This window comes from Methylobacterium variabile (genome assembly GCF_001043975.1).
Lineage (GTDB): Bacteria > Pseudomonadota > Alphaproteobacteria > Rhizobiales > Beijerinckiaceae > Methylobacterium > Methylobacterium variabile.
The window spans coordinates 1-11,271 of sequence record NZ_LABY01000253.1; the positions used below are offsets into that span (position 1 = coordinate 1).

13 protein-coding genes are annotated in these 11,271 nt (G+C 73.6%); 9 read left to right on the forward strand and 4 right to left on the reverse strand.

All coding sequences use genetic code 11. The features are described 5' to 3' along the window. Window positions 1-479 precede the first annotated feature (479 nt). Genes VQ02_RS29380 through VQ02_RS29395 form a run of 4 tightly spaced genes read left to right on the forward strand, consistent with a single transcriptional unit; the run spans window position 480 to window position 4,374 of the window. Complete coding sequence (locus tag VQ02_RS29380; protein WP_048447793.1) at window positions 480-1,706, forward strand: D-alanyl-D-alanine carboxypeptidase family protein; 1,227 nt, start codon at window positions 480-482, stop codon at window positions 1,704-1,706. Then, the gene (tmk, locus tag VQ02_RS29385) at window positions 1,703-2,461 is read left to right on the forward strand and encodes a dTMP kinase (protein WP_245239894.1); all 759 of its coding nucleotides are present in this window, start codon (window positions 1,703-1,705) and stop codon (window positions 2,459-2,461) included. The genes VQ02_RS29380 and tmk overlap by 4 nt, the downstream gene beginning before the upstream one ends. Beyond that, window positions 2,451-3,494, forward strand: coding sequence for a DNA polymerase III subunit delta' (locus VQ02_RS29390; protein ID WP_048447794.1), 1,044 nt, complete (start codon window positions 2,451-2,453; stop codon window positions 3,492-3,494). Before tmk ends, VQ02_RS29390 begins: the two co-directional genes overlap by 11 nt. A gap of 10 nt (window positions 3,495-3,504) precedes the next feature. Next, window positions 3,505-4,374, forward strand: coding sequence for a metallophosphoesterase (locus VQ02_RS29395; protein ID WP_048447795.1), 870 nt, complete (start codon window positions 3,505-3,507; stop codon window positions 4,372-4,374). Between the two features lie 220 nt (window positions 4,375-4,594). On the opposite strand, the gene VQ02_RS29400 is transcribed toward VQ02_RS29395, so the two are convergent. The 3 genes from VQ02_RS29400 to VQ02_RS29410 are packed head-to-tail and all read right to left on the reverse strand — an operon-like array spanning window position 4,595 to window position 6,175. Then, window positions 4,595-4,999 (reverse strand): hypothetical protein, encoded by a 405-nt coding sequence (locus tag VQ02_RS29400; RefSeq protein ID WP_209437083.1) that lies wholly within the window; start codon window positions 4,997-4,999, stop codon window positions 4,595-4,597. Window positions 5,000-5,018: 19 nt separating this feature from the next. After that, window positions 5,019-5,528, reverse strand: coding sequence for a MarR family winged helix-turn-helix transcriptional regulator (locus VQ02_RS29405; RefSeq protein WP_053080599.1), 510 nt, complete (start codon window positions 5,526-5,528; stop codon window positions 5,019-5,021). After that, the gene (locus VQ02_RS29410) at window positions 5,525-6,175 is read right to left on the reverse strand and encodes a hypothetical protein (protein WP_048447796.1); all 651 of its coding nucleotides are present in this window, start codon (window positions 6,173-6,175) and stop codon (window positions 5,525-5,527) included. Before VQ02_RS29410 ends, VQ02_RS29405 begins: the two co-directional genes overlap by 4 nt. A 133-nt stretch (window positions 6,176-6,308) precedes the next feature. On the opposite strand from VQ02_RS29410, the gene VQ02_RS29415 reads away from it, so the two are divergent. After that, window positions 6,309-6,704, forward strand: a complete 396-nt coding sequence (locus VQ02_RS29415) for a DoxX family protein (protein WP_048447797.1) — start codon at window positions 6,309-6,311, stop codon at window positions 6,702-6,704. A gap of 142 nt (window positions 6,705-6,846) precedes the next feature. On the opposite strand, the gene VQ02_RS29420 is transcribed toward VQ02_RS29415, so the two are convergent. After that, window positions 6,847-7,215 carry a 4a-hydroxytetrahydrobiopterin dehydratase gene (locus VQ02_RS29420; RefSeq protein ID WP_048447798.1) on the reverse strand — a complete coding sequence of 123 codons (369 nt, stop codon included), beginning with the start codon at window positions 7,213-7,215 and terminating at the stop codon, window positions 6,847-6,849. A 174-nt stretch (window positions 7,216-7,389) separates the two neighbouring features. On the opposite strand from VQ02_RS29420, the gene VQ02_RS29425 reads away from it, so the two are divergent. From VQ02_RS29425 to VQ02_RS29440, 4 genes are all read left to right on the forward strand, one after another. Continuing rightward, window positions 7,390-8,400 (forward strand): ABC transporter substrate-binding protein, encoded by a 1,011-nt coding sequence (locus VQ02_RS29425; protein WP_048447799.1) that lies wholly within the window; start codon window positions 7,390-7,392, stop codon window positions 8,398-8,400. Between the two features lie 27 nt (window positions 8,401-8,427). After that, a complete protein-coding gene (locus tag VQ02_RS29430) occupies window positions 8,428-9,162 on the forward strand; it encodes an ABC transporter permease (protein WP_048447800.1) in 735 nt (244 codons plus the stop codon). Further along, window positions 9,143-9,913, forward strand: coding sequence for an ATP-binding cassette domain-containing protein (locus VQ02_RS29435; protein WP_048447801.1), 771 nt, complete (start codon window positions 9,143-9,145; stop codon window positions 9,911-9,913). Before VQ02_RS29430 ends, VQ02_RS29435 begins: the two co-directional genes overlap by 20 nt. A gap of 615 nt (window positions 9,914-10,528) precedes the next feature. Continuing rightward, window positions 10,529-11,271 (forward strand): MFS transporter (locus VQ02_RS29440; protein WP_245239895.1); only part of this gene is annotated, 743 nt, incomplete at its 3' end.

Here is an 11,271-nt window from a genome sequence, read left to right on the forward strand (position 1 = left end):
CTGCCACCTTGGACCGCGGCGAAGAGCGGTCCGCTGCCGATCGCGCCGCCCCTGCGCCTCGCTGGTGCCCAGAAGGGCGGGAAGGACGACGCGAAGGGGCAGGGCCACCGGCCCGGCATGCCGCCGCGGTCCAAGGTGGCAGGGATGTACTGAGAGCCTGCCGGGCCCTCGGGCGCGCGATCGCGGATGTGCCCGGCCGTGGCCTCGTCCCGAGGCGGCCGGCGAGTGAGCCTCGCCGGGCCTCGAAGGCGGGATCGAGACGTCCCGGCGATGCCCGGGGATCGCCTTCGGGGCGGCGCGATCGTCTGCTCGCAGGTGGGATGAACCACGGATGCGCCTGAACGGCCCGGGGCCCGACCGGGCCCGCCTCGACAAGGGTTCCGTGTCCCGCACTGCGGCACAGGCGCGGTTGCGCGGGCCCGGGCGGGACGGCAGAGTGCGGCGTCTCCCGGACGGCCGGGGCTTCGAGCGATGAGGGTATGCGTGTGAGAGCGACCACCGGAGCGGGCAGGGCGCTCGCGCGCCTCGCCGCGGGCCTGGCCCTGGCGACCGCCTTGGCGGCCGGCCTCGGGGCGACGGGCGCGCGCGCGCAGGCCTTCCAGACCCTGGCGCCGCACGCGATCCTGATCGACGCCGATACCGGCGCGGTGCTGTTCGAGAAGGCCGCCGACGAGCCGTTCTCGCCCGCCAGCATGGCCAAGCTGATGACCGTCGAGGTGCTCTTCGACGAGATGCGCAAGGGCAAGCTCACCCCCGACACCGAGTTCACGATCAGCGAGAACGCCTGGCGCCGCGGCGGCGCCGGGGGCGGCGGGTCGTCGATGTTCGCCCAGCTCAACAGCAAGGTGAAGCTGCCCGACCTCCTGCGCGGCATCGTCGTGCAGTCCGGCAACGACGCGGCGATCGCGGCGGCCGAGGGCGTCGCCGGCACCGAGGACAACTTTTCCCAGATCATGAACCGGCACGCGAAGGAGATCGGCCTCGAGCGCTCGACCTTCCGCAACGCCACCGGCTACTCGGCTCCCGACCAGAAGGTGACGGCCCGCGACCTCGCCAAGCTCTCCATCCACCTGATCGAGACCTACCCGGAGCAGTACAAGCTCTTCGCCGAGCGCGAGTTCACCTGGAACAAGATCCGCCAGCAGAACCGCAACCCGCTGCTCGCCCTCGACATCGGCGCCGACGGGCTGAAGACCGGCTACCTGGAGGAGTCCGGCTACGGCCTGACCGGCTCGGCGGTGCAGAACGGCCAGCGCCTGGTGCTGGTGGTGAGCGGCCTCAAGACCGCCCGCGACCGCGCCGCGGAATCGCGCAAGCTCCTCGAATGGGGTTTCCGGGCGTTCGAGGCGCGCCAGGTCTTCGCCGCCGGCGAGACCGTGGCGGAGGCCGAGACCTACGGGGCCGAGAAGGGCCGGGTGCCGCTGGTGACGAAGAAGCCGGTGCGGCTCATGCTGCCGCGGGGCAACAGCGACCGCCTGGTGGCGCGCGCGACCTACCAGGGCCCGCTGACCGCGCCGGTGGAGGAGGGGCGCGAGGTCGGCCGGCTGAAGGTCACCCGCGGCGAGCAGGTGGTGCTCGACATGCCGCTCTACACCGCCGAAGCCGTGCCGGCCGGCACCATGACCCAGCGCGCCCTCGACGCGGCGCTCGAGGTCGGCACCGGCTGGTTCCGCCAGGCCCTCAGCCGGATCACCAGCAAGTCGTGACCGGCGCCATCGCAGCGGCGGAGGCCGGGGCCTCCGCACGCCCCGGCTGCTTCATCACCTTCGAGGGCGGCGAGGGCGCCGGCAAGTCGACCCAGATCGCCCGCCTGGCCGCCTGGCTGCGCGCCGGCGCGGACGGCCTGGCCGACGCGAGCCAAGGGGCTCTGAACCAAGGGTCCCTGACCTGGGAGGTGGTGACGACCCGCGAGCCCGGCGGCTCGCCCCGGGCCGAGCGGATCCGCGCCGCCGTGCTCGCCGGGGCGGCCAAGCCCTACGGCCCCTTCGCCGAGGCCCTGCTCTTCGCCGCCGCCCGCCTCGACCACCTCGCCACCCTGATCCGCCCGGCCCTGGAGCGTGGCGCCGTCGTCCTGTGCGACCGCTTCAGCGATTCCACCCGGGCCTACCAGGGCGCGGCGGGCGGGGTCGATGCCGGCACGCTGGCCGCCCTCGAGCGGGTGGTGGTCGGCGCGACCCGGCCGGACCTGACCCTGATCCTCGACCTGCCGCCGGAGATCGGCCTCGCCCGGGCGCGCCAGCGCGACCGCGCCGCCGCCCGCGGCCCCGACCGGTTCGAGGCGGAGGCCCTGGGGTTCCACGAGCGCCTGCGGGCGGCCTACCGGGCCATCGCCGAGGCCGAGCCGGGACGCTGCGCCGTCATCGACGCGCAGGGCTCGCCCGAGGCGGTGGCGCAGGCGGTCCGCGCCGCCGTCGCGGCGCGGCTGCCGCACCTGGTCCGGGGCAAGTCCGATGCCGCCTGAGCGGGACGACGACGCCCTCGAGCCCGGCGAGATCGCGGGCGTGCCGCGCCCGCGGGAGCGCCAGGACCTCCTCGGCCAGGAGGCGGCCGAGCGCGCCTTCCGCGAGGCGATCGGCGCCGGACGGCTGCATCACGCCTGGCTCCTCGGCGGGCCTCGGGGCATCGGCAAGGCCACGCTCGCCTTCCGGGTCGCCCGCCACCTGCTCGCCCGCGGCGACGGCGCGGGCGTGCCCGAGCGCCTGGACCTGCCGCCCGGCCACCCGGTGGCCCGGCAGGTCGCCGGCCTGTCGCACCCGAACCTCGTCCTGCTGCGGCGCCAGAAGGCGCCCGGCGCCAAGACGGTGCCGACCCAGATCGGCGTCGACGCCGCCCGGCGGGCGCTGCACCTCTTCGCCGAGACCGCGGCGGATGCGGGTTACCGGATCTGCATCGTCGACTGCGCCGACGAGCTCAACCTCGCCAGCGCCAACGCGCTCCTGAAGGTGATCGAGGAGCCGCCGCCGCGCTCGCTGTTCCTGATCGTCAGCCACGCCCCCGGCCGCCTCCTGCCGACCATCCGCTCGCGCTGCCGCCGGCTCAACCTGACGCCGCTGGCGGCCGGGGAGTTGGCGCAGGTGCTGCGCGGCCTCGGGCCCCCGCACGCCGACAGGCCGCCGGAGCTGATCGGGCGGGCGGCGGCGTTGAGCGAGGGCTCGGTCGCCCGCGCCCTCGAGTTCCTCGACCCGGACACCCTCGGGGTGGTCGACGAGGTCGAGGCGCTGATGGCGCAGGGCGACCGGCCGGACTGGCGCCGGGCCCTGCGGCTGGCCGAGCGCCTCGCCGGCCGGGACGCCGACGCGCTCTACGCCGTCGCCCTCGACACGGTGCAGCGCCGCCTCGCGGCCGAGATCGAGCGCCGCCAGGGCGAGCCGCCGGCCCGCCTCGCGGCCCTGGCGGAGGCGGCCGAGCGCGCCGGCCGGGCGGCCCGGGAGGCGCAGGTCTACAACCTCGACCGGCGTCCGGTGGTGCTGTCGCTGTTCGGCGCCGGACCGTGAGCGGCCGCGGATGCGGATCTTTCCCCTCTCCGACCTGCACCTCGAGCGCCGCCCCCTCGCGGCGGTGCCGGCCCCGACGCGCGCCTTCGACCTCCTGGTCTGCGCCGGCGACGTCTGGGAGGGCGAGCCGGAGCGGGGCCTCGCGGCGCTCACGCATCTCGCCGGCGACAACCCGGTGGTGCTGGTGCCGGGCAACCACGAGCGCTACGGGCCGCCGGGCGATCCCCGCACCGCCCCGGAGCTGCTGGCGGCGCTCGCGGCCGGGGCCGAGGCGATCAACCGCGAGGCCGGCCGCGAGCGGGTCGTGCTGCTCGCGAGCGGCGGGACCCGCGTGATCGGCGGCGTGCGCTTCGTCGGCGCCACCCTGTGGAGCGACTGGCGCCTCGCCGGACGCTGGCTCGCCGCGGACGCAGCCGACCGCCCCGCCGACCCGGTCGCGTTCGCGGCCGCCCGCATGACCGACCCGGCGACCGGCTCGCGGGAGTACCGGGCGATCCGCCAGGGCGACGGCACGCCGTGGACGCCGAAGGCCGCCATGGCCGCCCACGCCGCCGACCGGGCGGCGCTCGCGGCCGCGCTCGCCCGGCCGCATCCGGGCCCGACCGTCGCGGTCACCCACCACCCGCCGATACCTGAGGCCGCCGACCGCTACCGCGACGCGCCCGGCGTGCCCTGGTGGGTGCCGGCCTTCTACGCTACCACGCTGCTCGCCGACCTGCCGGAGGCCCATCGGCCGGCCCTCTGGGTCTCGGGCCACTTCCACGCCGGCCACGACCTCGTGCTCCACGCCACCCGCTGCCTGGCGAACCCGGTCGAGGGCCGGACCTTCGACCCCGGGCTGGTGGCGGAGGTGGCGGGCTGCGGAACGCCGCGCGCCTGAGGCGACCGAGCCGGACCGGAAGCGGTCCGGCTGCATCCGGGCTGCCGGGCCGCCCAGCCAGATGCTTCGGGGACAGAAGCCTGGCGACACGTCGAGAACCGAGGGCTGCTTTCAAGGATCTCGGGTCTTCTACCGCAATGCCGTCGAACGGAATGTTCGAGGGCGCCGGCCAAGCTCGAACGGACGCCGCCGAAAGAGTCCGCTCGACGGCGCCGCGGTCTTATTGACGCCCCTCGAGCACCTGCTTCAACGTCGCCAGATCTCTTCTGACGAGCTCCGCATCGTGCTCGAAGTCGGCATCACTCATCTCGGGTTGTCGATAGAGGATCAGCTCGACTTCGGTGCCGTCGCCATTCGCGATCATCCGCAGCGGAACATAGATCTCGGGCCTGCCCGCCACGCGCACCCAGTGGTCGAGCACGCCATGCTCGTTGGGGGCGCTGAATCGCACGACGGCCTCACCGGCCGGCGTGTCGGCAATCCAGCCTCTCTCCGTCCTGCGCAGCGAGCGCGCCAAGCCCGCCGCCCATTGCGAAAAATTCTCAGGCTCTTGCGCAAAGGCCAATGCCGACGCCAAAGGAACAGTGATCGTCGTATGGACGATGATGACTTGATGCGTCCGCATTCGCTCCACCCTCGATCGGTTACCGCCTCGAACGGTCCCGCGGTCGTTCCTTGCCGGGTCGCTGGCTGATCTCGACGATCGCCTCCCGTGCCGCTTGCAGACTGAGCGTCATGAAGTTCGCCACCGTCTGAAGCTGCTCGGCGCCGTGCCGCTCGACCACCGCGGACTGGAGGCGCCGCATGGGCTCGAACAGGGGCACCACCTCGGCCAGGAACGCGTCCGTCGTGCTGATCAGCACCTTGCGGCGATCCGCCTCCGGCCGGACGCGTCGAACGAACCCCGCCGTCTCGAGCCTGTCGACGACCCCCGTGATGGCACCGGTCGTCAGGCCCGTCGCAGCGGCCAGGGCGCCTGCCGTGACGGGCTGCTGGGCGGCGATGACGTCGAGGCATTCGAGGTCGCTGCTGCTGATGCCGAGGGCACGCGCCGCCGCGGCACTGTAGAGGATGCCGAGAGCGCTCGCCTCGCGCATCGCGGACATGACGATGCCGGCAACATCGCCGGGACCCGCCTGCGGCTCGCCGGTCATGGCGTGGAGCCTGCCCGCACCGACCACCCCAGCACCGCGAGCACGCCGAGCACCTCGGTGGCGAGAATGCGCTGGAGCAGCCCGGCGACGCCGCGTCCCTGGCCGGACGCCTCCGGGTCGAAGCTCCGGAACCAGCAGGTCAGCAGGGCCAGCGTGACGGGCGCAGCGGCAACCAGCAGGTGTCCGAGGGTCTCGAAGCGCGGCTCTCGCCCGAGCTGCCAGCCCAGCGCGAGGAAGCCGACGATGGGCGCTCCCATCGCGAGCAGGAACCCGGCAGCGTGGGGCATGATCCTCTCGAGCGTGAACAGGCCGCACATGGCCGTGCCGAGGGGGCTGAGAAGCAGGACGGCGCCGACCGACATCCGCTCGGTGCCGGAGAGCGCGGGCACGCCGGCCAGGACGCCGACGAGGCCGAGTGCCATGAGCACCCCGGTCAGGACGAACACCGTGTTCATCGCGACTGCCGTCTTGCCGAGGCCGAGCCCGCTGATCGGCTGAGCGATCAAGTCATAGGGTTCGACGCGCGTGCCGAACACCGTGAAGCCCGGGCTCAACCGGTCGAGGACCAGCCACCCGCCGGTGAACAGCGCCGCCGCGACGACGGTCAGGGGCGCGAGGTCCGGCAGCGATGCGGGGATTGAACTCATGCGCGCTCCCTGGCCGGGCCCGGCTGGCACCGGGCAATGACCGGCCCGCACCGACTCCGGGCCTTGACGGGCATCGTCTTATATCTTAGCAAATAAGATATCAAGACGACGAGATGATGCTCGGGAGGCCGGCATGGCGCAGCTCCGGTGGAAGCATGTCGGAACCCTTCTTCTCGGGATGGTCACGCTGTTCCTGGCGCTCGATGCCGGCATGAAGCTCATCGGCGCGCAGCCGGCCGTCGCGACCACGGGCGAGCTCGGCTTCTCGGAAGCCGCCACCCGGCTGCTCGGCCTGGTGCTGGGCATCAGCACGCTCCTTTACCTCGTGCCCAAAACCAGGATTCTCGGAGCGATCCTTCTCACGGGCTACCTTGGCGGAGCCGTCGCCGTCCAGGCGCGGAACGGCGCTTCGGTGCTGACCCACGTGCTCTTCGGCGTCTACCTCGGCATGGCCGCCTGGGGGGCGCTCTGGCTTCGCGACGAGGATCTCCGCCGGCAGCTCCCGTTCGACCGGAATTCCGGCACCTGAACACGAAGGCGCCGTCTCGCTCGATGAACGAGAGGCGGGTGAGGCAGGATCCCCTGGTCCGGCTGCCCTCATCCGCAGGTGCGCCGCGGGCTCCTCGAGCATCGGCCGCCCCTCGTGAGGCGAAGCCGGCCGGGCCCTGCCGCTACCGGTCGTGCTTGATGTAGGCGAAGCGCGGGTCGCTCGGCGTGCCCTCGAGGGCGCCGCCCTCCAGCCCCGGCTGCCAGCCGACCACCTCCTCGATCTTCTTCGCCAGGGCGAAGTCCTTCTCGGTCAGGCCCTTGGCCGAGTGGGTGGTGAGGCGCACCTCGACCCAGGCGTAGGAGGCGGTGAGGTCCGGATGGTGCCAGGCCGCCTCGGCGAGGTGCCCGACCGTGTTGATCACCATCAGGGTGCCCTTCCAGCTGTTCGTCCGGTAGGTGCGGGTGATCCAGCCGTCGGCGTGCGTCCAGGCGGGCAGGTCGGCGAGATGCGCGGCGATCGCGTCGGGGGCGAGAAGTGGGTCCTTGGCCATGGCGTCTCCCTCCGGCCGGGCCGCCCGACGATAGTACAAGTGACCGCGGCGGCGGGTCCGCCCAGGGTGCGGCCTCGCGCCCCCATGCGCAAGCGGTGGACGCTGCCGGTGGCGCCGCCTACCTCTCGGGGGCAACGGCCGGCGACGCGGCCGGGCAGATTCGGAGGAGCGCCCATGCTCTCACGGCGCGGATTGATGGCGGCCGCCGGGCTGTGGCCGCTCGCGCAGCAGCTGCAGCTCCGTGCAGCCCGGGCGCAACCGGCTTCCGCGCAAGCCGTCCCCCTGCGGGTCGGGCTCCTGCCCTTCGGCACGGTCTCGTGGGAGGCGGCGGTCATCACGGCCGAAGGGCTCGACCGCGCGGAGGGGTTCTCCCTCGAGGGCGTGCGCCTCGCCGGCAGCGACGCCGCCCGCATCGCCTTCCAGGGCGGGCAGGTCGACACCATCGTGTCGGACCTGCTCTGGGCCGCGCGCCTGCGGGCCGAGGGGCGGGCGGTGAAGTTCCTGCCCTACTCCTCCACCGAGGGCGCCCTGATGGTGCCGGGCGACAGCGCCCTGCGCAGCGTCGCCGACCTCGCCGGCAAGCGCATCGGGGTGGCGGGGGGCGCGCTCGACAAGAACTGGCTGCTGCTGCGGGCCCGGGCCCGCGAGAAGGACGGGCTCGACCTCGAGCGCGAGGCGCGGCCGGCCTTCGGCGCGCCGCCGCTCCTGATGCAGAAGCTCGAGGCGGGCGAGCTCGACGCGGCCCTCCTGTACTGGACCTTCTGCGCCAGGCTCGAGGCCAGGGGCTTCCGCCGCCTGATCGGCGCCGACGGCATCGCCGAGGCCTTCGGGGTCACGGGGCCAATCGCGCTCCTCGGCTACGTCTTCGACGAGGCGCTGCTGGCGCGCGCGCCGGAGGCCGTCGCCGGCCTCGCCCGCGCCTCGTCCCGGGCCAAGCGGGCCCTCGCCGCCGGGGAGGCCGCCTGGGCGCCGGTGCGGCCCCTGATGGCGGCGGAGGACGAGGCGACCTTCGCCACGCTCAGGCGCGCCTTCCTGGAGGGCATCCCGCGCCGGAACGCGGCGGCGGAGCGGGCCGACGCGGAGCGCCTCTACGCGGTGCTGGCGCGGCTCGGCGGCGAGCGCCTGGTCGGGCGCGCCGCGTCCCTGCCGGAGGGGCTGTACTGGGACGGCGGGCCGAATGGCTGAGCGGCCCGCGCGCGCGACGATCGCCTGATGGCCCTTCTCGCCCGCCTGCTCTCGGGAGCGCTGCTCATCGCCTGCTGGTGGCTGGCGAGCCGCGCCACCGACCCGCGCACCCTGCCGTCACCGGAGGCAGTGGCGGCCTTCCTGGTGCGGGAGGCCGGCTCCGGCGACCTGCTTCGCAACATCGGCATCACCCTGTGGCGGGTCGCGGCCTCGTTCTGCCTCGCCATGGCGACGGGGGCGGTGCTGGGCATCGCCCTCGGACGCTCGCGGAGGGCGGACCGGCTCCTCGACACGCCGCTCCTCGTGCTGCTCAACACCCCGGCCCTCGTCATCACCGTGCTGGCCTACATCTGGCTCGGCCTGACCGAGACCGCCGCGATCCTGGCGGTGGCCCTCAACAAGATGCCGAACGTCGCGGTGATCCTGCGCGAGGGCGCCCGCGGGCTCGACCCCGGCCTGGAGGAGATGGCCCAGGCCTTCCGGTACGACCGCCGCACCTGGATCCGTCACGTGCTCCTGCCCCAGCTCGAGCCCTTCGCGGTGGCCGCCGCCCGCTCCGGGATCTCGCTCGCCTGGAAGATCGTGCTGGTGGTCGAGCTGCTCGGGCGTCCCAACGGCGTCGGCTACGCCATCTCCTACTACTTCCAGCTCTTCGACGTCGCGGCGCTGATCGGCTACAGCCTCGTGTTCAGCGCCGTGATGCTGGCGGTCGACGCCGTGCTGCTCCAGCCCCTTGACGCCCATGCCCGCCGCTGGCGCTGAGCCGCCCGCGGTCGCCGCCGCGGCCGCCCCGATCCTGACCCTGACGGTCCGGCGCAAGGTCTACCGCCCGGTGGGCGCGGAGCCGGTCGAGGCGGTGCGCGACCTCGTCGTGTCGGTGCGGGCCGGCGAGACCCTCTGCCTGATCGGCCCGTCGGGGGCGGGCAAGACCACGACCCTGCGCATCCTGCTCGGCCTCGACCGCGACTTCGAGGGCGGCCTGACCACGCGGCCCGGCCTGCGCATCGGCATGGTCTTCCAGGAGCCGCGGCTCCTGCCGTGGCGCAGCGTCGAGGAGAACGTGCGCCTGTCCCTGCCGCGGGCCGAGCGCGGCCAGTCCCTCGACGCGCTGTTCGACGAGCTCGGCCTGACCGAGTGGCGCGGGCGCTACCCGCGGGCGCTCTCCCTCGGCATGGCCCGCCGGGTGGCGCTCGCCCGGGCGCTCGCCCTCGCGCCCGGCCTCCTCGTCCTCGACGAGCCCTTCGTCTCCCTCGACGACGCGGCCGCGGCGTCGCTGCGGGCGGCGGTGTTCGGCAGCGCCGCGTCGCGGGGCGCGGCGGTGCTGATGGTGACCCACAACGTGCCCGAGGCCCTGGCGGTGGCCGACAGGCTGCTGCTGCTCTCCGGCCGGCCGGCGAGCCTCGCGGCGGAGGTGCCGATCCCGACGCCGCGGGCGGAGCGCGGCCGCGGCTGGGCCGAGGCGATGCGCCGGGACCTCGCGGCGCGCCATCCCGGGACGGTCGCGGAGGGGTAACCGACCATCTGGGAGAAGGTCCGGGCAGGTCGGTGCAGGTCTGTGCTTCCGATGCACGTCCTCGCGCGGAGGATCGAAACGGCAGGATCGAAACGGCGGGCTCGGTCCTCGGAATAACCCATCGCGTGCAGGATTTGGAGCGAAGTCGCTTAACGTTCGGATGCTCTGATACGGAGTCTGAGAAGGGATGCAGCCTCCGTGGATGATCGCCGAATCTTGCTGAGAAAGATTGCCAGCGATACGGCAAGGTTCCTTCTGATCGGGGTTGCGATGTCGTTAGGCAACATGACGACCCATCCTCCCGGGTCGAGCACGTTCTGTCTCCACTGGGACGCTACGAAGTTCGGCTTCTCGCTTGGAGCATCCGCCGCAATCGCCGTGTTGATCGGGATCATCAGGTGGTGGATGTGGATTCGCGCTCATCCTGACGCTTTGCGCTGATGGCCGGCACCGGTCTGCATCGGTTGAAATCCCCGCTTTTGCCTCTGAGAGCCTGCTCAAGGCGGCACACTCACCTCCCGCAGCGAGGCAGGGGGTTGCACGCGGATCGCTCCTCGCCGGCCGTCCCGGCTGCTACAGCACCGGCAAAGCCATAAACGATCCGAGGACACGCCCGTGCCGACCCCTGCGATGCCCGCCGACGGGCTCGATTCCGCCGCTGCCTGGCGCCGCCTCGTCGTCTCCGTGCTGCTGACCACCATCGGGGGCGTCGGCATGTGGTCGGTGGTGGTGGTGCTGCCCGCCGTGCAGGCGGAGTTCGGCGCCGCCCGCGGCGCGGCCGCCTTGCCCTACACCCTGACCATGGTCGGCTTTGCCTTCGGCGGCGTGCTGATGGGCCGGCTCGCCGACCGCTTCGGCATCCTGGCGCCGCTGGCGCTCGGCGGGATCTGCCTCTTCCTCGGCTACGGCGCGACCGCGCTGTCGACGAACCTGTGGCAGTTCGCCCTGGCGCACGGGCTGCTGATCGGGCTCCTGGGATCCAGCGCCGCCTTCGGGCCGCTGATGGCCGACATCTCGCTGTGGTTCGCCCGCCGGCGCGGCATCGCGGTCTCGATCTGCGCCGCGGGCAACTACCTCGCCGGCACCCTGTGGCCGCCGCTCGTCCAGCACGCGGTGACGACCTACGGCTGGCGCGCCACGCAGGGCGGCATCGGGCTGTTCTGCCTCGCCACCATGCTGCCGCTGGCGCTCCTGATGCGGCCGCGCCCGCCGGTCGCACCGGTGGAGCGGGCCGGGGGCGCAGGGGCGGGCGGGACGACGCCCGGACTGCCGCCGCACCTGGACCACGGGCTCCTCGCGGTCGCGGGGCTGGCCTCATTCGTCGCCATGGCGGGTCCGCAGGGCCACTGCGTCCCGCT